Here is a 21,953-nt window from a genome sequence, read left to right as displayed (position 1 = left end):
CAATTCATCAAACTCAATTCTCTTCTTCGAGCCAGCAGGTGCCGTGCTGGGCGAGCATCGCGCTCGCCGCGGCCGGTCCCCACGTGCCCGCCGCGTACGGCTTGGGCGGTTTGGTCGAGGCCTTCCAATCGTTCAGGATCGGCTCGACCCAGCGCCATGCGGCTTCCTGTTCGTCGCGCCGCACGAACAGCGCGAGGCGCCCGTGAATCACGTCGAGCAGCAGCCGCTGATACGCCTCCATCTGGCCTTCGCGGAAGAACCGGTCGAACGCGAGATCGAGGTACACGCTCGCGAGGTTCATCCCCTCGCCGGGCTGCTTCGCGAGACAGTACAGCCGAATCGTCTCGTTCGGCTGCAGACGGATCACGAGGCGGTTCGCGCCCGCGCGCAGCGCCGACGCGCCAAGCGCCGAATGCGGCACCGCGCGGAAATTCACGACGATCTCGGCGACGCGATCGGCGAGCCGCTTGCCGGTGCGCAGGAAAAACGGCACGCCGGCCCAGCGCCAGTTCTCTATCTCGACCTTCAGCGCGACGAAGGTCTCGGTCGAGCTATCCGGCTTCACGCCGTGCTCGGTCGCGTAGGCCGGCACCGTGTTGCCGCGGATCACGCCCGAATGATACTGGCCGCGCACCGCGACCTTGCCGATGTCCTGCGAATCGACCGGTTTTAGCGCGCGCAGCACGCGCAGCTTTTCGTCGCGAACCGAGTCGGAGTCCATCGAGTGGGGCGGCTCCATCGCGACGATCGACAGCAGTTGCAGCAGGTGGTTCTGCACCATGTCGCGCAGCGCGCCAGTATTGTCGTAGAAATCGCCGCGCGCTTCGACACCGAGTTCCTCGGCGATCGTGATCTGGATGCTCTCGACCCACTCGCGGCGCCACAGCGGCTCGAACAGCGCATTGCCGAAGCGCAGCGCGAGCAGGTTCTGCACCGGCTCCTTGCCGAGGTAGTGGTCGATCCGGTAGATCTGCTCTTCCGCGAAAATTTCGCCGACCGCGTCATTGATCGCATTCGACGATTTCAGATCGTAGCCGAGCGGCTTCTCGAGCACGATGCGCGCGTTGTGGTTCAGACCCACCGCGGCGAGCGCATGGCAGATCGGCACGAACAGCGACGGACCGGTCGCCAGATAGAACACGCGGATGCCGGGCATGTCCTGGATCGCGTCGCGCAGTTGCGCGAAGTCATCCGGATTGCCGAGATCGATCTTCACGAACTCGATGCGCGCGAGGAAGCTCGTCCACGCGGCTTCGTCGAGGCCGTTTTTCGACACATGCGGCTTGACGTGCTCGTCGACCCACTGCAGGTACTCGCCGCGATCCGCGATGTGCCGCGCGACCGCGACGATCTTGCCGTCGTCGGCAAGCATGCCGCCCGCGCGGTGTGCTTCGAACAGCGCGGGCAGGATCTTGCGCATCGACAGATCGCCGGTGCCGCCGAAGAGAACGAAGGTGAAGCTTGAGTCGGTATGCATGAGTCTCCGTCGATATCCTGAAAGGCCGCCGCGCTGATCGGACACTGCACGTGCAGCGACCCGGAAAAGCGACCGTAGTCCGATAAAATATTTTTTGACACTGAATTGTAGTTTAACTACAATCCAAATCAAGAGGTAGCGTTAATTCGGAGAAAAAAGCGTGCGCTGTGCAGACGAAATGCACGCTTTTTGCGAATCGGCGGGCGTCCCCGGCATGCTAACGGACAATGGGGCAACGCTTTCCGGTACGCGCCAGCAGGGTGCCGGCGGACCTTAGGGGAAGTCGGGGAGTCGACGGGCTTGCGGGGTCGTTCCCGTGGCCGACGTCAGGCTGGCGTCGGATTGGTGTATGAGGTGCCTCGAGTCTGCCGCGCGATGCGGGCAGGCAAAAATCAAAAGAGGAGACAGTCAGTTGCATCCCGAACCACTCACCTCTTGAGCGTCCAGCGGCCGGACATCGGTCCGCCGGCACATGCCCTCGCGCATGCGCCCGACCATGCTCGATCGCCCGGTGTTTTGCCTGTTTGAACCAACCACAGCACCCTGGCGACATCAGGGGCCATTCGTTTTTTTGTTCAGGTGTCTGGAGGAGATAAGCAATGAAATTTCGCGCGATCATGGGCGCTCTGTGCGCTGCGGGTCTGATGTGTGGCGTGTCGGCCGTGCAGGCCGCCGAGTCGATCGAAGTGCTGCACTGGTGGACTTCGGGCGGCGAATCCAGGGCCGTCGGCGTCCTCAAGGACGACATGACGAAGCAGGGCTACACGTGGAAGGACTTCGCGGTCGCAGGCGGCGCTGGCGCGGCTGCGATGACGGCACTGAAGACGCAGGTGATCTCGGGCAACGCGCCGAGCGCCGCGCAGATCAAGGGTCCGCTGATCCAGGACTGGGCTTCGCAGGGCGTGCTGGTGCCGATCGACTCGGTCGCGGGCGACTGGAAGAAGAACCTGCCGCCGCAAATCGACAAGATCATGCAAGCGGACGGCCACTATGTCGGCGCGCCGTTCTCGGTGCATCGCGTGAACTGGCTGTACATCAACAAGGCAGCACTGGACAAGGCAGGCGGCAAGGTGCCGACTACGTGGCCTGAGTTCTTCGCGGTGGCCGACAAGATGAAGGCCGCGGGCATCCAGCCGATCGCGATGGGCGGCCAGCCGTGGCAAGACCTGACGCTGTGGGAAGACGTGGTGCTGTCGGAAGGCGCGGACTTCTACAAGAAGGCGCTGGTCGACCTCGACGAGAAGACGCTGACCTCGGAGAAGATGGTTCAGGTGTTCGACACCGTCCGCAAGATCCAGGGCTACTTCGACGCGGGCCGCACGGGCCGTGACTGGAACCTCGCCACGGCGATGGTCATCAACGGCAAGGCCGGCATGCAGTTCATGGGCGACTGGGCGAAGGGCGAGTTCACCAACGCCGGCAAGAAGTCGGGCACGGACTACATCTGCGCGGTGGTGCCGCAAACGGACAAGGCCTACACGTTCAACGTCGACTCGTTCGTGTTCTTCCAGCAGAAGGGCCAGAAGGCCGCGACGCCGGGTCAGCTTTCCCTCGCGAAGACGATCATGTCGCCGGAGTTCCAGGAGCAGTTCAGCCTGTACAAGGGCTCGATCCCGGTGCGTCTCGGCGTGCCGATGGACAAGTTCGACGACTGCGCGAAGAAGTCGTACGCGGATGAGCAGATTGCGATCAAGGCCGGCGGTTATGTGCCGTCGCTCGCTCACGGCATGGCTCAGCCGGATGCCGCTGCAGGCGCGATCTCCGACGTCGTCACGAAGTTCATGAACTCGCAGCAAGATTCGAAGACCGCGGTTCAGGCTCTCGCGAAGGCGGCGAAAACCAAGTAAGCGTAGGTACGAAGCGTTGCGCCCGGCGGCTTCCATCTGAAGCGCCGGGCGCCCCCTTCGGGCCGTGTCGGGTCGGACCTCGAGCTGCTTTGGTTCGCAGCGCAGTCCGGTACAACGCGGCTTACCCGGGTTTCATGGAGTCACACCCAGGCCGTCGCGGTCCCGCGCCATGCGCGCACGGGCAGCCCGGCGGTACAGTTTCAGCAGGAGTCGAGTAGTGACTGCTTCCATCAGCGGGAACGGGAAAACGGCCACCGTCACCCGCCGCACGTCGCCCATGGCGGCCCTTGCCGATCGCTATATTCCGAAGCTGGTGCTCGCACCCAGCGTCGTGATCAGCCTGATCTTCGTGTATGGCTTTATCGCAATCACCGGCTATCTGTCGCTGTCTACTTCGCGACTGATGCCTCGTTGGGAATTCGCGGGTCTCGACCGCTATCGCGAGCTGTTCCAGAACGACGTGTTCTGGACTTCGGCCGAGAACCTCGGCTGGTTCGGCATTCCGTTCATCGCTATCTGCATCGGTCTGGGTCTGTTGCTCGCGATCCTGCTCGATCAGCAGATCCGCAACGAAGGCGCGCTGCGCGCCGTGTTCCTGTATCCGATGGCGCTGTCGTTCATCGTGACCGGCACCGCGTGGCAATGGATTCTGTCGCCGGGCATCGGCATCGAGAAGGTGTTTCACGACTGGGGCTGGACGAGCTTCGAGTTCAACTGGCTCGGCGACCCGGACCGGGCGATCTTCTGTATCGTGATCGCGGCGGTCTGGCAGTCCACCGGCTTCGTGATGGCGCTGTTCCTCGCCGGTTTGCGCGGCGTCGACAGTGAAATCTTCAAGGCCGCGCAGATGGACGGCGCGGGCCTGCCGACCATCTACCGCAAGATCGTGATTCCGAGCATGCGGCCGGTGTTCTTCTCCGTGCTGCTGATTCTTTGCCACATCACCATCAAGACCTTCGACCTGGTCGTCGCGCTGACCGCCGGCGGTCCGGGCACGTCGTCGTCGCTGCCGGCCATCTTCATGTACACGTTTTCGTTCAATCGCGGGCAGCTCGGCGTCGGCGCGGCATCGTCGATCATGATGCTCGCCACCGTGGTGGCCGTGCTCGTGCCGCTGATGTACCTGGAATCGAGGAGCACCCGCAATGCAGCCTAAGATGACGATTAGCCGTGCCGTCATTTACGCGGCCCTGGTTCTGTTCGCCGTGTACTTCCTGTTCCCGCTGTACGTGATGCTGTCGACGTCGTTCAAGGACATCGACCAGCTGCGCACCGGCAACCTGCTGACGCCGCCGACGAGCTGGAGCTTCGCCCCATGGATCAAGGCGTGGAGCGGCGCGTGTACGGGCGTGCGTTGCGACGGCATGCAGCCGTTCTTCATGAACTCGGTGCGCATGGTGATTCCTGCCGTGCTGATCTCGTCGATCATCGGCGCGTTCAACGGCTACGTGCTCACGCACTGGCGGTTCCGCGGCGCCGATCCGATTTTCACGATGCTGCTGGTCGGCTGCTTCATTCCGTTCCAGGCGATCCTGCTGCCGATGGCGCGCCTCGAAGGCATGCTCGGCCTGTCGAACACGACGACCGGCCTCGTGCTCGTGCACGTGATCTACGGTATCGCGTTCACGACGATGTTCTTCCGCAACTTCTACGTCAGCGTGCCGGCTGAACTCGTGAAGGCTGCGCGTATCGACGGCGCGGGTTTCTTCACGATCTTCACGAAGATCCTGCTGCCGGTGTCGCTGCCGATCTTCATGGTGTGCCTGATCTGGCAATTCACGCAGATCTGGAACGACTTCCTGTTCGGTATCGTGTTCTCCGGCGTCGATTCGATGCCGATCACCGTGGCGCTGAACAATCTCGTGAACACCTCGACCGGCGTGAAGGAATACAACGTGGACATGGCCGGCGCGATCATCGCGGCGCTGCCCACGCTGCTCGTCTACATCATCGCCGGACGTTACTTCGTGCGCGGCCTGACCGCGGGCGCGGTGAAGGGCTAACCAGCTTAACCCGGGGGGCGTACCCCTGCGAGCGCGGCGGCGCTTCGGCGAATCAGCGCGACTGATCGGGCGCCGCCGTCAGACAGACGTTTTCAGGCAGTATCAGAGACAAGAGGATTCACAGCATGGCAAGCCTTTCCATCCGTGACGTGTACAAGACCTACCCGAACGGGGTGCCGGTTCTGAAGGGTGTCAACATCGACATCGAAGACGGCCAGTTCCTGATTCTGGTCGGCGGCTCGGGCTGCGGTAAATCGACGCTGCTCAACATGATTGCCGGTCTCGAAACCGTGACCAAGGGCGAGATCCAGATCGACGGCAAGACCGTCAACAACCTGTCGCCGAAAGATCGCGACATCGCGATGGTGTTCCAGTCGTACGCGCTGTATCCGTCGATGACGGTGCGCGACAACATCTCGTTCGGCCTGAACATCCGCAAGGTGCCGAAGCAGGAGCAGACGCAGATCGTCGAGCGCGTGTCGAACACGCTGCAGATCAAGCATCTGCTCGACCGCAAGCCGGGCCAGCTGTCGGGCGGCCAGCGTCAGCGCGTCGCGATGGGCCGCGCGCTCGCGCGCGATCCGGTGATGTTCCTGTTCGACGAGCCGCTGTCGAACCTCGACGCGAAGCTGCGTATCGAAATGCGCTCGGAAATCAAGCTGCTGCATCAGCGCCTTGGCACGACGATCGTCTACGTGACGCACGACCAGATCGAAGCGATGACGCTCGGCGACCGCATCGCGGTGATGAAGGACGGCATCGTCCAGCAGTTCGGCGCGCCGCAGGAAATCTACGACTCGCCGTCGAACCTGTTCGTCGCGGGCTTCATCGGCGCGCCGCCGATGAACTTCATCGAAGGCAAGCTGGTCGAGCAGGGCTCGGGCGTCGGCATCGAACTCGATACGGGCATCGGGCGCAAGGTGCTGGTGCTGCCGTTCGATTCGGCGAAGGTGCGCTCGCACGTCGGCAACAACGTGATTCTCGGTCTGCGTCCGGAGCGCATCACCGATGCGCGCAGCGCGCACGGCGACGACTCGAAGCTGCAGCCGGTCGAAGTGAAGGTCGATGTGATCGAGCCGACCGGTCCGGACACGCTGGTGTTCGCGCAGGTCAACGGCAAGCGCATCGTGAGCCGGGTGCACCCGGCGTCGAACCCGCAGCCGGAGAAGAACGCGACGCTGCTGTTCGATACGTCGAAGGCGGTGTTGTTCGATCCCGCGAATGAAGAGCGCATTGCGTAACCGGTCGTATACGCGCTAGAGACGTCGCTTCAGAAGAGCCCCATGCGTTCAGTTGCGCGTGGGGCTTTTGCTTTTTTGCAGCCGTTACGCCGACTCTGGCAAACGCAAATCAGGATTACTGCGCGCGAGCTCGCCGACCCAATCGATGAACGCGCGCAGCCGCGAACTCAGATTGCGGCGATGCGCATAGAGGATCGACAGCGGTGTGCCGGGGCTCGTGTAGTTGCCGAGGATCTCCGTGAGCGCGCCTTGCTCGATCAGCTCGGCGACCATGAAGCGCGACGGCTGGATGATGCCGTGGCCCAGCACGCCCGCGGTGATGTAGACCGAGCCGTCGTTGACGGCGAGCGTGCTATCCATCGCGACGCGCTCGATTTCGCCGTCCACTTCGAATTCGAACGGGAAGGTACGGCCGCTGCGCGCGGACACGTAGTTGACCGCGCGATGCTCGCCGAGGTCGGCCAGCGTGGTCGGCGTGCCGAACTTCCGCAGATACGCGGGCGATGCACATGTGACGATGCGTGCAAGCCCGATGCGCTTCGCGACGAGGCTCGACTCTTCGGGCGTGCCCATGCGGATCACGCAATCGACGCCGTCCTGGATCAGATCGATGTTGCGGTCCGCCAGACCGAGACGCACGTCGATCGCGGGGTATTGTTCGTAGAAGTCGTCGAGCGCGGGCAGCAGCAGCGAGCGCGCGAGCGTGCCGGACGTGTCGACGCGGATCGTGCCGGCCGGATTCTCGCGCTTGTTCGATAGCGACGACTCGGCATCGGCGACGTCGGCCAGAATGCGCACGCAGCGCTCGTAGAACGACGCGCCGTCTTCGGTCACGCTGACCTGGCGCGTCGAGCGGTTCAGGAGCCGCACGCCGACGTGTTCCTCGAGCGCCTGGATCGTGCGGCTGACCTTCGCGCGCGGCAGATCGAGCGATTCCGAAACCTTGGTGAAGCTGTTCGCTTCGACCACGCGCGTGAAGATCTCCATCGCTTCGAAACGGTCCATGGTGTGCCTTGTGGGTGATGAGCCAAAAGAAGGGCGGGGCAGGTTTGCGACACGACACGAAGTCTACAGCCACGAAATCAGGTTGTCTGCCGTGCCTCGTTCGCGTGAATCAGCCTGCCGCTCGCGGCTCAATCCCGGTCCGGCGCGCCCAGCGGGAATAGCGGCCGATACGGCCGCGCCTCGTCGACCGCGCGGGCGAACGACGGCCGCGCGAGCAGCCGCTGCCGGTACGCGCGCACGTGCGCGAACGCGGGGTCGATCGGATGCGTCCAGTCGGCGTAGAACAGAGACGGGGCGGCGCCGCAGTCGGCGAGGCTGAAGCTGTCGCCGGCGGCCCATTCGCGCTCGGCCATGTGGCGGTTGAGCCAGGCATAAGCGGTGTCGAGCATCGCGCGTGCATCGGCGACGCCACGCGCGTCGCGCTCGGCCTCGGGACGCAGGCTATCGAACACGACCTTTTGTTGCGGCGTCGAAATGTAGTTGTCGAAGAAGCGGTCCAACATGCGCACCTCGAGCGCGGCGCGCGGGTCGGCCGGCAACAACGCGACAGGCCCCGGATAGTGCAGGCCCAGGTACTCGATGATGATGGTCGCTTCGACCACCGTGCGCCCGCCGTCGACGAGCACCGGGAAGCGCTTGATCGGCCACAGCGCGGCGAATTCGGCCATGATCTGCGGGTCGTCGTACGCGAGCACGCGCATCTCGAACGGCGTGCCGTTTTCGTACAACGCGGTCAAGGCCTTCTGGCAGTACGACGAGAACGGATGGGCATAAAGCTTCAGGGGCATCGCGATCACCTTTGAAGGTTGCACAGCACGAATCCACGGTGGCGACGAGAGCCACCGCGCGACGGCCAGGCTGGCCGTTTACCCCACGACGAACGACGGCCGAAAAAATCGACCTCAGACCTTCACATTTGCCCCATGCGGCGGCAACGCCCCCGGCTGCAACAGCACGACCACCGCGCCGGCGCCGCCGTCATGCGGGCGCGCCTGACAGAACGCGATCACTTCGGCTTTCTGCACGAGCCACGCGCGCACTTTGCCTTTCAGCACCGGCTCCTTGCCGATCGACCCCAAACCCTTGCCGTGAATCACGCGCAGGCAGCGCAGGCCGCGCTTGACCGATTCGCGGATGAATTCCGCGAGCGCCTCGCGTGCTTCCTCGCGCCGCATGCCGTGCAGGTCGATCTGCGCCTGCACGATCCAGTCGCCCCGCCGCAGCTTGCGCACGACGTCGCGGCTCACGCCGGGGCGGCAATACGACAGCGTTTCGTCGGTTTCGAGCAGGACTTCAGGGTCGAACTCGTCGGAGATCGCTTCGTGCAGCACCGCTTCCTCATCGAGCAGCGTCTGCACCGGCAGCGGCGGCGGGGGATTGCGCGTGAGCGTCGCACGTGGCGGAATCGCGAGCGGCGCGACTTCGCCGATCTCGCGGCGGAACAGATCGGCATCGGCGGCCGCTTCGCGCTGCGCCGCTCGCGCGGCCGCCTGTTCGCGCTGGCGCCGCTCGGCGTCACCCTTCAACGCATCACGCAACGCACCGAGGCCGGCAAGCCCGGCCGCGCGATCGAGCTTCGGCGCGACGGCGGGCGCAGCCGTTGCGGGCGCGGGACGGGTGGCGGCTTGCGGACGTTTCGGTTCGTTCGGATGGGGCTGATTTTTCGGCATGTCGGCAATACAGGCGGAAAGGTCGGTGGGTAGTGCGGAACTGAGGCGGCAGAAACGACAAAGGCCGCCGGCATTGCAGCCGCGGCCTTCGTGAGCCAATGACGGTTGCGCTGCGCGCCACCGTCATTTTACTGTCGCGCCCGTTGCCGCGACTTCGCGCCGCCGCGATGGCGGCGCACCGCGCATCAGCGGTCCGCTTCGGCGCTCATCGCGTGCTCGCCGGCCATCTCGTTGATGGTCTCGAGATAGCGCTGTGCATCGAGCGCGGCCATACAGCCGGTGCCCGCGCTCGTGATCGCCTGGCGATAGATATGGTCCTGCACGTCGCCGGCGGCGAACACACCCGGCACGCTCGTCGCGGTCGCGAAACCGTTCAGGCCGCCCTTCGTGATGATGTAGCCATTCTTCATTTCGAGCTGACCTTCGAAGATGTCCGTGTTCGGCTTGTGGCCGATCGCGACGAACAGGCCCTGCAACGCGATGTCGGTGGTTTCGCCAGTCTGCGTGTGCTTGATGCGCAGGCCGGTCACGCCGGAATCGTCGCCCGTCACTTCTTCGAGCACATGGTTCCACTTGATCTCGACGACGCCTTCCTTCTCCTTCGCGAGCAGACGGTCGATCAGGATCGGCTCGGCGCGGAACTTGTCGCGGCGATGGATCACGGTGACCTTCTTCGCAATGCCGGCGAGGTACAGCGCCTCTTCGACGGCCGTATTGCCGCCGCCGATCACGGCGACGTGCTGCTGCTTGTAGAAGAAGCCGTCGCAGGTCGCGCAGGCCGACACGCCCTTGCCCATGAACGCCTCTTCCGACGGCAGGCCGAGATATTGCGCCGATGCACCCGTCGAGATGATTAGCGAGTCGCACGTGTATTCGCCCGAATCGCCGATCAGGCGAATCGGCTTCTCATCGAGCTTCGCCGTGTGGATGTGGTCGAAGATGATTTCGGTGTTGAAGCGCTCGGCGTGCTCGAGGAAGCGCGCCATCAGTTCCGGGCCTTGCACGCCGTTCGCGTCGGCGGGCCAGTTTTCGACGTCGGTCGTGGTCATCAGCTGGCCGCCTTGCGCGAGGCCGGTGACGAGTACCGGCGCGAGGTTGGCGCGCGCCGCGTAAACCGCCGCCGTATAGCCGGCGGGGCCGGAACCGAGAATCAGAACCTTGGCGTGTTTCGTTGCAGTTGCGGGCATGATCGAATCCTTGAACGGCGCGCGGCTCGCCATTGCGTAGCCGTGCGTTTTTGAACTGAAACTGTAGATGGGTATCAGACCGGCATTATAAAGGGCGGGGCGCGTGGCTGCGCCATCAAGCTTTCTCATCGCCGCGATAGCGTGGCGGCTTGCGCGCGCGCTGTGAGCACGGGGCCCGATACGACGAAGTCAGCGCGCGTCGCGCACGCATCTGTGGTCAAACCGCCAAGTTACCGTCATTTACAGCCTCGCGCGGGACACAGCGTTTACAATAGCCCGGATCGAAGTTTCCGGTAGCCGGGATCGGGCCCGAAGCCGCGCGCGGCGAGGCTCGGGCCGCGTTCCCGGCGGCAGTTTCAGCCTGAACCGGCTACCCCAGGCAACAGGATCAATGGCAAAAGCTCCCTATACCGCGAGCGCGCAGGCATTGCCGCACCGCATGTCGCGCCTCTTCACCGAAATCCGCTGGATTCTGCAGGTGGCCCTCGGCGTGTTCCTGCTGATGTCCCTCGTCAGCTACAGCAGGCACGACCCGAGCTGGACCCATGCCGCGCAGGTCGACCATATCTCGAACTGGGCGGGCCGCGTCGGCGCCTGGACCTCAGACATCCTGCTGCTGCTGTTCGGCCTGTCCGCCTACTGGTGGATCGTGCTGCTCGGCCGCCACATCTCCGCGAACTACAAGCGCATCACCCGCAACGAAGATCCGCAGGACGACGACGCGCCGCGCGGCGTCAGCTGGCTCGCCGATGCGTTCGCGTTCATGCTCGTGCTGCTGTCGTGCAACGGCCTCGAGGCGCTGCGCATGTGGTCGCTGAGAGTGCAGTTGCCGCGAGCGCCCGGCGGCGTGATCGGCGAGGCTGTCGCGCGTGGCATCTCGCATGCGCTCGGCTTCACCGGCGGCACGCTCGCGCTACTGCTCGGGCTCGGGATCGGGCTGTCGCTGTACTTCCGTTTTTCGTGGCTGTCGGTCGCGGAGAAGGTCGGCGAATCGATCATTTCCGCGGTGACGTTCGCGAAGCTGCGCCGCGAGGCCGGGCTCGATCGCAAGCTCGGCGAAGCGGCCGCCGTGAAGCGCGAAGGCAAGGTCGAGAAGGGCCGCGTGCGCATCGAAGAGCACGAGCCGGTGGTGATCGTGCCGCCGCTCGCCACGCCGGCGAAGTCGGAGCGTGTCGAGAAGGAACGCCAGGTGCCGCTCTTCACCGATCTGCCCGGCGACTCGACGCTGCCGCCCATCTCGTTGCTCGACCCCGCGCCCGCCGCGCAGGAAACCATTTCCGCGGACACGCTCGAATTTACGTCGCGCCTGATCGAGAAGAAGCTGAAGGACTTCGGCGTCGAAGTCAGCGTGGTCGCCGCCTATCCGGGGCCCGTCGTCACGCGCTATGAAATCGAGCCGGCCACGGGTGTGAAGGGCAGTCAGATCGTCAATCTCGCGAAGGACCTCGCGCGTTCGCTGTCGCTCGTGTCGATCCGCGTCGTCGAAACGATTCCGGGCAAGAACTACATGGCGTTGGAGCTGCCGAACCAGCGCCGTCAGACCGTGAGCCTGTCCGAAATTCTCGGCTCGACCGTGTATGCGGATGCCGCGTCGCCACTCACGATGGGTCTCGGCAAGGACATCGGCGGTAAGCCGGTGTGCGCGGATCTCGCGAAGATGCCGCATTTGCTGGTCGCCGGCACGACCGGTTCGGGCAAGTCGGTCGGTATCAACGCGATGATCCTGTCGCTGCTGTACAAGGCGAGCGCCGAGCAGGTGCGCATGATCCTGATCGATCCGAAGATGCTCGAAATGAGTGTCTACGAAGGCATTCCGCATCTGCTGTGTCCGGTCGTCACCGACATGCGTCAGGCGGGCCACGCGCTGAACTGGGCGGTCGCCGAAATGGAGCGCCGCTACAAGCTGATGAGCAAGGTCGGCGTGCGTAACCTCGCCGGCTACAACAACAAGATCGACGAAGCGGCCAAGCGCGAAGAGAAGCTGCCGAATCCGTTCAGCCTGACGCCGGACGATCCGGAACCGCTGACGCGTTTGCCGAACATCGTGATCGTCATCGACGAACTGGCCGACCTGATGATGGTCGTCGGCAAGAAGGTCGAGGAGCTGATCGCGCGGATCGCGCAGAAGGCGCGCGCGGCCGGCATCCATCTGATTCTCGCCACACAGCGTCCGTCGGTCGACGTGATCACCGGCCTGATCAAGGCCAACGTGCCGACCCGGATGGCGTTCCAGGTGTCGTCGAAAATCGACTCGCGCACGATTCTCGATCAGCAGGGCGCCGAGTCGCTGCTCGGCATGGGCGACATGCTGTATCTGCCGCCGGGCACGGGTTTGCCGGTGCGTGTGCACGGCGCGTTCGTGTCGGATGAAGAAGTGCATCGCGTCGTCGACAAGCTCAAGGAGCAGGGCGAGCCGAACTATATCGAGGGCATTCTCGAAGGCGGCGTGAGCGGCGAGGGCGACGAAGGCTCGGCGGGAACCGCGTCCTCCGAAGGCGAGTCGGACCCGTTATACGATCAGGCAGTCGACGTCGTGCTGAAGAATCGTCGCGCGTCGATTTCACTGGTGCAGCGGCACCTGCGCATCGGCTACAACCGGGCGGCGCGTCTGCTCGAACAGATGGAGAATTCGGGCGTGGTGTCGGCGATGTCGTCGAACGGCAATCGCGAGATTCTGGCGCCGGCGCGCGAAGCGGAATAGCGTCGCCGCTTGCGGCCATTGCGTGCGCCGCCGCGCGCACCGTGGTGTGCGCACCGTTATGGCTCGACGTCGCGCCAATCACTTTATGTTCTGCGAGTGGATCGGCCCGGCCCATCACCGAATTCAATCAAGGGAGAAAAACCTATGCAAGCAATCGCGCAGCAGGACGCCCGAAAGCGTCGAGCGGTTGGCCTCGGCGGACTCGCCCGCAGGATCGCGCGCGCCGCTGGCAGTGTCGGGATCGGTGCGTCGCTGCTCGTTGCGTCGCACGCGTTCGCGAGCGGCACCGAGCAACTGAAGGCATTCGTCTCGCAGGTCCATTCGGCGCGCGGAACCTTCGTGCAGCAGGAGGTGCGCGCGCCGAGCAAGGCGCAGGGCGCGAGCGGTGCGCTGTCCACCGCGAACCCGGCCAAGCCGACCACGTCGAGCGGCACCTTCATGTTCGCGCGGCCCGGCAAGTTCATCTGGCAATACGAGAAGCCCTACTCGCAATTGCTGCAGGCGGACGGCGACAAGCTCTTCGTCTATGACAAGGATCTGAACCAGGTGACAGTGCGCGCGCTCGGCAACGCGCTCGGCGCGAGTCCGGCGGCAATTCTGTTCGGCAGCAACGACCTGGACAAGAATTTCACGCTGCGCGACGCGGGCGTGAAGGCCGGCATCGACTGGCTCGAACTGACGCCGAAAGCGAAGGACACGCAGTTCGAGCGGGTTGGCATCGGTTTCAAGGACGGCAATCTCGAAGCGATGGAATTGCACGACGTGTTCGGTAATGTCACGCTGCTGACGTTCTCGAACATCCAGAAAAATCCGCAGCTGCCGTCCGATGCATTCAAGTTCACGGTGCCGAAGGGCGCGGATGTGATCAACGGATAATCCACGCGATGGGCGCCGACGCGCGGCGCCTTCGCAAACGCCGGCGAAGCCGCGCTTGTCGAGCGCGGCTTTTTTATTTCGCGCGGGCATGCGGCGCGTGGATTGCTTATGATGCGCGCTCTGCGCCGCGATGAAATTCATTTCGTCGTACCGGCAGACGTAATGATTTAGTGCGAGACTGTAAAGACCGGCATCGCAGATGGGCTCGAGTTAGCGCCTCCGATCATTCCAGGATTGGGCGCGCAGTCTCTAACAATTTTTTGCTGCGACGCAACAAAATAACGCCTAAACTGGTCGAAGCTGGTTGTCGCTTCGAATGTCTGGAAAGGTGAGGCATGTCATGAGATTGTCTTCTTCACACGAGTTATGCTTGGCCCCGTCCCTCCATGTATTCGAACAGGAGGGCGGATGGCATTGGGGAATCACGGTTCCGCGGTCGGCCGGAAGTGGTTTCAAGGTCGTTGCATATAGCGAAACAACCTTTCTCGATGAGGCCGAAGCCCATCGGGAAGGCAATCGCGCGCTCGAACGTTTCTCCGATGCGCAGGCGGTTTCCTTTGAGCGGCAATAGACCGGAGAATTTTCCTGCATATAACGTGCACATTATTTTGGTGCCGCGCAAAAAACCGCAATGATTACCTGTCGGTAATATTTCAATATGCAACGAATTGCATATCTTTTTGGACTTCCGAAAAATCGTAGCGATAATGTCTCGTTTTTGAGATATCGCTCTTACTTTGACTTTCGCGGAATATGAAACTACGCACGCACTCAGCGTGGAAGTGGGCGGCGTGAACTATGCCGGAACTTATCGCGTGATGACGGGCACCGTCATCGTCCATTTCGCGAACGAGAGCAAATTCGCGTCGTACGCACCGAACCGGCCCGAGACCGTCGCCCGTTGGCTGCTCACGGACCTGTGTCGAAAGGTCGAATCGCGTCGGCGCAAAGCCGCGAAAAAATAGCCGGCGGCGCGAACCGCGGCTGGCGGTTTCGAGGTCATAAAAAAAAGACCTGCAATTGCATTGCAGGTCTTTTTTATTTTCTGGCAGCCGCGTCTAATGCAACGCGCTCGAACTGACGCGCTCACGCATACGCGGTCTTTCGCGTCGATACGAACACGTAGTAGCACACCGCGCCGATCGCGAGCGACGGCAGTGTCGCGCCGAGATTCGGCAACCATTGATTGATCACCTGGTACGAGGCGATGCCGATCGCCCACGCGACGAACGCGCTCAGGTGCCAGCCGCCCGAAAAGCCGTAGCGGCCGCGCACATCGGCGAGCACAGCGGCATCGATGCGACGCTTGCGCACGACGAAGTGATCCATCAGCACGACGCCGAACAGCGGCGCGAATACCGAGCCGATCAACAGCAGGAAGTTTTGGTACTTCGCCATCGGCACGAGCAGCGCGATCAGCGTGCAGAGCGCGCCGAACGCGGCCGACAGCAACGGCACGCTGGCGCGCGTCCAGAACGTGCCGGTCGATACCGCAGCCGAGTGAATATCGGCGAACGCATTGTCGATTTCGTCGATCAGGATCAGCAGCAGCGCGAATCCGCCGCCCGCTTGCGCGAGCGCGCCGGTCAGCAATGCGTCGCCGCCGCCGGCCGCGAGGCCATAGACCGCGCCGAGCGCATAGAACCAGATGTTCGCGATGCCATAGCCGTACAGCGTGCCGCGGAACGTCTCGCCAGCACGGCGGCCGAAGCGCGTGTAGTCGGCGATCAGCGGCAGCCACGACAGCGGCATCGCGACCACGAGGTCGACCGCACCGCCGAACGACATGTCGCCGGTGCCGGGACGCTGCATCAGGTCGGCAAGATTGTGGCGCGCGAGCAGGTTCCACGTGAGCCACGCGGCGCCCGCGAGCAGCAGCCAGATCCCCCACTTGCGCAAAAAGCGCCGCACGAACGACAGCGGGCCGCTGATCGCAAGCAAGGTTGCGAGCAGGCCGAAGATCACGGTCCACACGAGCGGCATCGACAGGCCGAACGCCTGTTTCGCGAGCGCATCGGCGGAATCGCGCATCACGATCACCTCGAACGAGCCCCAGCCGACCAGTTGCACCATGTTCAGCACGGCCGGCACCGACGCGCCGCGCACGCCGAGCGTCGGACGCAGCGACGACATCGCCGCGAGCCCAGTGTCGGTGCCGATCACGCCCGCGAGCGCGAGCAGCACGACGCCGATCACGCTGCCGAGCACGATCGCGACGAGCGCGTGCGGCAGCGACAAGCCCGGCACGAGCAATGCGCCCGCCTGGGCGACCAGCAGGCCGATGCCGAGCGAGAACCACAGCGCGAACGCGTCGCCGGTACGGAACGCGCGGCGCGCGTCGGGCACCGGCGTGAGCGGCGCGTAGGTAGAGCCGGCTTCGCCGGCGACAGTATCTTGAGCCATCTGATGTGTGTTCCTCCTGGTGGTGCGGTGAAGCTCTTTGCTGTGAATATTTGCGCCGCCGGCGCGCCGGGTCGGCCATCGCGCCGCCGCCGTCACTGTCATAATGCAGGACGTTGCCCGCGTTGTTGCCTCTGCTTGCGGCCGTGCGCGGGCTTTGCGCTTGTGCCGCGCGGCGCCGCTCCGAAGCGGCGCGTACCCGGAAAGCCGAGATTATCCCCAAAACGTCATGTTTGAAGAAACCCGTGCCAATGTTCCGCTCGCCGAACGCCTGCGGCCACGCAATATCGACGAAGTGATCGGCCAGTCGCATCTGCTCGGTCCGAACAAGCCGCTCAGGGTCGCGTTCGAATCGGGCGAGGCCCATTCGATGATCCTGTGGGGCCCGCCGGGGGTCGGCAAGACCACGCTCGCGCGGCTGATGGCCGATGCGTTCGACGCGCAGTTCATCGCGTTGTCCGCGGTGCTGTCGGGTGTGAAGGATATCCGCGAGGCGGTCGAGACCGCGCAGATCCATCGCGCGAACGGCCATCAGACGCTGGTGTTCGTCGACGAAGTGCATCGCTTCAACAAGAGCCAGCAAGACGCGTTCTTGCCGCACGTCGAGTCGGGCCTGTTCGTGTTCGTCGGCGCGACGACCGAGAATCCGTCGTTCGAGGTCAATAGCGCGTTGCTGTCGCGCGCCGCTGTCTACGTGCTGAAGAGCCTGACCGACGACGAACAGCGCGAGCTGCTCGAGCGCGCGCAGAAGGAGCTCGGCGGCCTCACGTTCACCGACGAAGCACGCACCGCGCTGATCGGCTCTGCCGACGGCGACGGCCGCAAGCTGTTGAACAACCTCGAGATCGTCGCGCGCGCGGCCGCCCGGCAGAAGACCACTGAAATCGATGGCGCGTTATTGGGCAGCGCGCTCGCGGAAAATCTGCGCCGCTTCGACAAGGGCGGCGACGCGTTCTACGACCAGATCAGCGCGCTGCATAAATCGGTGCGCGGTAGCAACCCGGACGGCGCGCTGTACTGGTTCTGCCGCATGCTCGACGGCGGCGCGGACCCGCGCTATCTGGCGCGTCGCATCGTGCGCATGGCGTGGGAAGACATCGGCCTCGCGGACCCGCGCGCCGCGCGCATCACGCTCGACGCCGCCGAAACCTACGAGCGTCTCGGCTCGCCCGAAGGCGAGCTCGCGCTCGCGCAGGCGATCATCTATCTGGCGGTCGCGCCGAAATCGAATGCCGGATACAACGCGTACAACGAGGCGCGGCGCTTCGTCGGCAAGGACCAGTCGCGCGCGGTGCCGGTGCATCTGCGCAACGCGCCGACGAAGCTGATGAAGGAACTCGGCTACGGCCACGACTACCGCTACGCGCACGACGAGCCCGATGCGTACGCGGCCGGCGAGACCTATCTGCCGGACGGCATGCGCGAGCCGCATTGGTACGAGCCGACGCCGCGTGGTCTCGAAGGCAAGATCGGCGAAAAGCTCGCGCGCCTCGGCGAGCTCGATGCGCGATGGCGCGCCGAGAACAAGCCGAAGAAGGCTTGAGGCGTTTCGCCTGTGCCGGTGCGCTAAAATCGCGTTTTCATACAACGAACATCCGTCCCATCCCATGCTCGACATCCAGTTGCTGCGCAAAGACCTCGACGGCGTCGCCAAGCGCCTCGCCGACCGCGGCTATACCCTCGACGTCGCGGCGTTCACCGCGCTCGAAGCGGAACGCCGCGATACCCAGACCCGTACCGAAGAACTGCAGGCGCGCCGCAACAGCCTGTCGAAGCAGATCGGCGCGATGAAAGGGCGTGGCGAAGACACGTCGGCGGTGATGGCCGAAGTGAGCGGCATCGGCGACGAGATGAAAGCGTCGGCGGTCAAGCTCGAAGACATCCAGACGCGTCTGTCGGATCTGCTGCTCGGCGTGCCGAACCTCGCGCACGAAAGCGTGCCGGTCGGCAACGACGAAACCCATAACGTCGAAGTGCGTCGCTGGGGCACGCCACGACAGTTCGACTTCGAGGTCAAGGATCACGTCGACGTCGGCACGCCGCTCGGCCTCGACTTCGAGACTGGCGCGAAGCTGTCGGGCGCGCGCTTCACGATGCTGCGCGGCCAGATTGCGCGGCTGCATCGCGCGCTCGCGCAGTTCATGATCGATACGCACACGCAGCAGCATGGCTATACCGAGATCTACACGCCGTACATCGTGAATCCGGACATCCTGTACGGCACCGGCCAGCTGCCGAAGTTCGCCGACGATATGTTCCGCGTCGAGAAGGGCAGTGGTGAAAGCACGGTCACGCAGTACCTGATCTCGACCTCGGAAATTTCGCTGACCAACACGGTGCGTGAGAGCATCGTCGATGCGGACGCGTTGCCGATCAAGCTGACCGCGCACTCGCCGTGCTTCCGCTCGGAGGCGGGCTCGTACGGCCGCGACACGCGCGGCATGATTCGCCAGCATCAGTTCGACAAGGTCGAGATGGTGCAGGTGGTCGCGCCTGATGCATCGTACGACGCGCTCGAGCAGATGGTCGGCCATGCCGAGGCGATTCTGCAGAAGCTCGAACTGCCGTATCGCGTGATCACACTGTGCACCGGCGACATGGGCTTCTCCGCAGCGAAGACCTACGACCTCGAAGTGTGGCTGCCCGCGCAGAACACGTATCGCGAGATTTCGAGCTGCTCGAATACCGAGTCGTTCCAGGCGCGACGCATGCAGGCGCGTTTCCGCAACGCGCAGGGCAAGCCTGAGCTCGTGCATACGCTGAACGGGTCGGGTCTCGCGGTGGGTCGCACGCTCGTCGCGGTGCTCGAGAACTTCCAGAACGCCGATGGTTCGGTGACCGTGCCCACGGCACTGCGGCCTTACCTCGGCGGCGTCGAGCGGCTGGAGGTGCCGGCTGCTTGATGAGTGTCGCTGGCATGTGCGTAGGCGCGGTATCGTCGCGTGTTTGACGGTGCCGCTGCCGGCAGCCAGGTCTTTCGAAAAAATTTAGAAGTTTTTTCGTCGAGGGGCTTGGAAAACCGATTCGAGCTGTTTTATAATCTTTTTCTCCCAAGCAACGACCCGCTTGGATCCGACGAAGCAGCAGCGTGTTGGAATACCCGGAAAGGTGGCAGAGTGGTCGAATGTACCTGACTCGAAATCAGGCGTACGGTTTCCCCGTACCGTGGGTTCGAATCCCACCCTTTCCGCCAAATTCTGAAGCCCCTTGATTTCACCGAGATCAAGGGGTTTTTGTTTTGGGTTTTCGAATTGTTTTGCCAAGGCAATCCGAAATAGTTCAAGCATCCTTTCTATTGGCGAAATTCATTGTTCCGGTTTTTTGTACATGAGCTATCGGTTGCTCGTGGTCTTTTTCGTTTCCATTTCCATACAAATACCTTTAACGATACGTGCGTCACTGTCCCCCAAATTGATATGCCGGACATATTAGGCAGATGGCTGTTGCATGCTATAAGGGGTCGAAGTAAGAAAATTCGCGGGCAACCCGCCCCCCGATCGACTTCTTAAAGTGCGAATCTACGCCGACCCCACAGATATCCGCAAGAACTGCCTTTTTTTACAAATAAATACGATTTTTGGCTGGGCTCGGTCATTCGTTCAGGGTACGATTTACGCCGTCAGCAGCTTTTACGGGAAGATTTTTCCTACCAACAACAGCTGTCGCAGTAATCGGTAAAAGGTTCGCAAGGCAAACGTTTGCGGACTGACGCGCACCAGCATTGTCAATCTGGACCACCGCGAGGAGCCTCTTCGCGCGCATCGGTTCAATCGGACATCACAGACGTGCGTTCCAAGCACCCTCGGGACAAATGTTTTTAAGGAATGCAAATTCATTTGCATCGAATCCTTATGCATTGTCCGTCCGAATCACAGCGAATTCACCTTTGGTCTTTTTATCGGGAATTTTCCCGACATTTGGAATTACTCCGCGATGATAAAACGACGTCAATTCATTGGGGGCCTGACGGCCCTGAGCGCAAGTTATCTTTTGGCCGCATGTGGTGGTGGCGGCTCCGGCACCACGGACGACAAGGCTGCCGCTGCTGCCGGTGCAACCGGCGCTTCAGGTACCGCGGCTTCCAAAACGGCCGTCGCGAAGACGAGCGATCCGAACAGTGCCTCCATTCCGCCCGCCTCGTCCATCACGGACAACTCCGGCAACGTCTGGACGCTGTCCGGAGGTGTCGGTGGCTCGGTCTACCGCAACGGTTCGGCGGCAGGCAACACCTACAACGTGCAGATGATCCTGTTTTACGCCGGCGTGATCTATCACGAGGGCACGGGTGGTCAGTTCTATCAATGGACGGGCTCGGGCTGGAAGGGTAGCCTCGACCCGCGCCTCGGCGGCACCTCGGCTGATGGCACCACGATCCCCGGTTCGTCGTACATCATCGACAAGTCCAACAACGTCTGGACGGTGACCAACGGTGTTATTTACTGCAATGGGGCGACCGTAGGCAACACGTACAACGTCTCGCTGCTGTTGTGGTACGGCGGCAAGATCTGGCATTGCGGCACGGGTGGCCAGTTCTACGTGAACAACGACAGCGCCGGTCATTGGCTGGCATGTAACGATCCACGCATCGCGATCGAACCGGCCGCGGGCATGTTCTACGGCATGAACGGCCACTTCGACTACAACTACACGCCTCAACAGGTCGTGTCGATCCTGAAGGGCATGGGCTGCACCAGCTATCGCGTGGGCTGCACCAACACTTCGACCCAGCTGAACGCACTGATCGGGCTTGCGCAGGCTTTCCAGTCGGCGGGCATGACGTTGATCGTGCTGATCAATCAGGGCGTCTACGACTCCAATGGCAACCTGTTCGCCAACGAGAGTGCCGCTTACAACCAGGGTTATTCGGTCGCCCAAGGCATCGCGAACGCACTGAAGCCGTATGGCGTGACCATTTACGAATGCGGCAACGAGCTGACGCGCACTAACGCCACCGTGATGAACTTCACCTATGCGGGCACGAAGGCGTCGGACTTCAACAACACGAACTGGCCGGTGATGCGCGGCGTGATGCGCGGCATGATCGACGGTGTGAAGTCGGTCCAGTCCAACGCGAAATGCGGCATCAACTTCTGTGTGAACGATATCGGCGCAGCGGACGCGCTGTGGGACGGTATGCAGCCCGATGGCAGCGGCGGCCACCCGACCGTGCGCTGGGACATCACCACGTGGCACAACTACGAGGTGTATGGCGACGTGTTCTCCCTCGGTGCGGACGGCGCCCAACCGGGCTTCGATCTGCCGATCTATTGCAAGGCCCGTTACGGCGTGCCGTTCCTCATCACCGAGTGGAACACCGGACCGGAACAAAACGAGACCTATCGTGGGAACTACATCACGACGAGGCTCGGCGAGTACTATCAGAATCGCAAGACGCACAATATCCAGGGCGTCATGTACTACGTGCTCGACAGCGGCGACCAGACGTTCGGCATCATGAAAAACGGCACGCCGTTGAATCCGGCGTACAGTGCGTTCCAAAGCTTCACGGCGGCGCATCCCGACAACTAAGCCGCAGATATCGACGC

The 21,953-nt window shown here is 63.0% G+C and carries 17 protein-coding genes and 1 tRNA gene; 12 read left to right on the top strand and 6 right to left on the bottom strand.

Features of this window, described 5'->3' with window-relative positions:
• Nucleotides 1-13: 13 nt before the first annotated feature.
• The gene (gene zwf / locus GCT19_RS00965) at nucleotides 14-1,477 is read right to left on the bottom strand and encodes a glucose-6-phosphate dehydrogenase (protein ID WP_152850784.1); all 1,464 of its coding nucleotides are present in this window, start codon (nucleotides 1,475-1,477) and stop codon (nucleotides 14-16) included.
• A 599-nt stretch (nucleotides 1,478-2,076) separates the two neighbouring features.
• Between zwf and GCT19_RS00960 the strand changes: the two genes are divergently transcribed.
• The 4 genes from GCT19_RS00960 (at nucleotide 2,077) to GCT19_RS00945 (ending at nucleotide 6,568) form a co-directional block, all read left to right on the top strand.
• Nucleotides 2,077-3,324: an ABC transporter substrate-binding protein gene (locus GCT19_RS00960; protein ID WP_013088730.1), complete on the top strand. Its 1,248-nt coding sequence runs from the start codon at nucleotides 2,077-2,079 to the stop codon at nucleotides 3,322-3,324.
• Nucleotides 3,325-3,541: 217 nt separating this feature from the next.
• Nucleotides 3,542-4,480: a carbohydrate ABC transporter permease gene (locus GCT19_RS00955; protein WP_321576730.1), complete on the top strand. Its 939-nt coding sequence runs from the start codon at nucleotides 3,542-3,544 to the stop codon at nucleotides 4,478-4,480.
• Entirely contained in the window at nucleotides 4,470-5,327 is an 858-nt protein-coding gene (locus tag GCT19_RS00950) for a carbohydrate ABC transporter permease (RefSeq protein ID WP_026227963.1), read from the top strand. The genes GCT19_RS00955 and GCT19_RS00950 overlap by 11 nt, the downstream gene beginning before the upstream one ends.
• A 125-nt stretch (nucleotides 5,328-5,452) precedes the next feature.
• A complete protein-coding gene (locus tag GCT19_RS00945; protein ID WP_018431677.1) occupies nucleotides 5,453-6,568 on the top strand; it encodes an ABC transporter ATP-binding protein in 1,116 nt (371 codons plus the stop codon).
• Between the two features lie 84 nt (nucleotides 6,569-6,652).
• Here the strand turns inward: GCT19_RS00945 and GCT19_RS00940 are convergent, their stop codons facing one another.
• The 4 genes from GCT19_RS00940 to trxB form a co-directional block, all read right to left on the bottom strand.
• Entirely contained in the window at nucleotides 6,653-7,573 is a 921-nt protein-coding gene (locus GCT19_RS00940) for a LysR family transcriptional regulator (protein ID WP_018431676.1), read from the bottom strand.
• A 128-nt stretch (nucleotides 7,574-7,701) separates the two neighbouring features.
• Nucleotides 7,702-8,361: a glutathione S-transferase family protein gene (locus GCT19_RS00935; RefSeq protein ID WP_013088735.1), complete on the bottom strand. Its 660-nt coding sequence runs from the start codon at nucleotides 8,359-8,361 to the stop codon at nucleotides 7,702-7,704.
• Between the two features lie 114 nt (nucleotides 8,362-8,475).
• Entirely contained in the window at nucleotides 8,476-9,243 is a 768-nt protein-coding gene (locus GCT19_RS00930; protein WP_152850783.1) for a Smr/MutS family protein, read from the bottom strand.
• A gap of 185 nt (nucleotides 9,244-9,428) precedes the next feature.
• Nucleotides 9,429-10,430: a thioredoxin-disulfide reductase gene (gene trxB, locus GCT19_RS00925; RefSeq protein ID WP_026227962.1), complete on the bottom strand. Its 1,002-nt coding sequence runs from the start codon at nucleotides 10,428-10,430 to the stop codon at nucleotides 9,429-9,431.
• A 391-nt stretch (nucleotides 10,431-10,821) separates the two neighbouring features.
• On the opposite strand from trxB, the gene GCT19_RS00920 reads away from it, so the two are divergent.
• The 4 genes from GCT19_RS00920 (at nucleotide 10,822) to GCT19_RS00905 (ending at nucleotide 14,972) form a co-directional block, all read left to right on the top strand.
• Nucleotides 10,822-13,131: a DNA translocase FtsK gene (locus GCT19_RS00920; RefSeq protein ID WP_193727358.1), complete on the top strand. Its 2,310-nt coding sequence runs from the start codon at nucleotides 10,822-10,824 to the stop codon at nucleotides 13,129-13,131.
• Nucleotides 13,132-13,275: 144 nt separating this feature from the next.
• Nucleotides 13,276-14,007 carry an outer membrane lipoprotein chaperone LolA gene (gene lolA / locus GCT19_RS00915; RefSeq protein WP_152850781.1) on the top strand — a complete coding sequence of 244 codons (732 nt, stop codon included), beginning with the start codon at nucleotides 13,276-13,278 and terminating at the stop codon, nucleotides 14,005-14,007.
• A gap of 340 nt (nucleotides 14,008-14,347) precedes the next feature.
• Nucleotides 14,348-14,578 (top strand): hypothetical protein, encoded by a 231-nt coding sequence (locus GCT19_RS00910; protein WP_152850780.1) that lies wholly within the window; start codon nucleotides 14,348-14,350, stop codon nucleotides 14,576-14,578.
• A gap of 220 nt (nucleotides 14,579-14,798) precedes the next feature.
• On the top strand, nucleotides 14,799-14,972 hold the full coding sequence (locus GCT19_RS00905; RefSeq protein WP_227749162.1) for a hypothetical protein: 174 nt from the start codon (nucleotides 14,799-14,801) through the stop codon (nucleotides 14,970-14,972).
• Between the two features lie 121 nt (nucleotides 14,973-15,093).
• Here the strand turns inward: GCT19_RS00905 and cytX are convergent, their stop codons facing one another.
• Nucleotides 15,094-16,410 carry a putative hydroxymethylpyrimidine transporter CytX gene (cytX, locus tag GCT19_RS00900; RefSeq protein ID WP_152850778.1) on the bottom strand — a complete coding sequence of 439 codons (1,317 nt, stop codon included), beginning with the start codon at nucleotides 16,408-16,410 and terminating at the stop codon, nucleotides 15,094-15,096.
• A gap of 226 nt (nucleotides 16,411-16,636) precedes the next feature.
• Here cytX and GCT19_RS00895 point away from each other — a divergent pair, with 226 nt between their 5' ends.
• The 4 genes from GCT19_RS00895 (at nucleotide 16,637) to GCT19_RS00880 (ending at nucleotide 21,936) form a co-directional block, all read left to right on the top strand.
• Complete coding sequence (locus GCT19_RS00895) at nucleotides 16,637-17,950, top strand: replication-associated recombination protein A (protein WP_018431667.1); 1,314 nt, start codon at nucleotides 16,637-16,639, stop codon at nucleotides 17,948-17,950.
• A 64-nt stretch (nucleotides 17,951-18,014) separates the two neighbouring features.
• A complete protein-coding gene (serS, locus tag GCT19_RS00890; protein ID WP_152850777.1) occupies nucleotides 18,015-19,310 on the top strand; it encodes a serine--tRNA ligase in 1,296 nt (431 codons plus the stop codon).
• Nucleotides 19,311-19,509: 199 nt separating this feature from the next.
• Nucleotides 19,510-19,600 (top strand) — tRNA-Ser (locus GCT19_RS00885).
• Between the two features lie 740 nt (nucleotides 19,601-20,340).
• On the top strand, nucleotides 20,341-21,936 hold the full coding sequence (locus GCT19_RS00880; protein WP_026227961.1) for a hypothetical protein: 1,596 nt from the start codon (nucleotides 20,341-20,343) through the stop codon (nucleotides 21,934-21,936).
• Nucleotides 21,937-21,953: the final 17 nt, after the last annotated feature.

The organism is Paraburkholderia atlantica (genome assembly GCF_009362785.1).
GTDB classification, from domain to species: Bacteria; Pseudomonadota; Gammaproteobacteria; order Burkholderiales; family Burkholderiaceae; genus Paraburkholderia; species Paraburkholderia atlantica.
Note: the sequence above shows the minus strand (reverse complement) of the source record. Positions and strands in the feature narration are given on the sequence as shown.